The organism is Desulfovibrio sp. 1188_IL3213, assembly GCF_036763145.1.
Taxonomy (GTDB): domain Bacteria; phylum Desulfobacterota; class Desulfovibrionia; order Desulfovibrionales; family Desulfovibrionaceae; genus Desulfovibrio.
On the sequence record NZ_JBAIYR010000751.1, the window covers coordinates 1 to 250 of the forward strand.

At 44.0% G+C, this 250-nt stretch carries 1 pseudogene; it reads left to right on the forward strand.

From position 1 onward, the window contains the following. Positions 1-125: 125 nt before the first annotated feature. A pseudogene (locus V6C16_RS14855) lies at positions 126-250 on the forward strand (IS3 family transposase); the annotation flags it as partial.

Below are 250 nucleotides of genomic sequence, written 5' to 3' on the forward strand. Positions count from 1 at the left end.
AAGAGTGTAGTATGATGGCTCAAGTCCAAAATCTCCTTGTGTGGCAAGTTGTTGTGGTAACTTCTTATACCACATACTGCTGAGATTTTGGACTTTTTTGTTACCCCTTAGCCGGACAGCAATGATTTGGTCTCTGTTTTCTCTATTTGCGTAACGTAAAAGGGTATGCCTGGAACCATAAGCGCGTGTATCGAATTTACCGAGAGTTGGAGCTGAACTTGCGCATCAAGCCTCGAAAACGTCTCAAGCG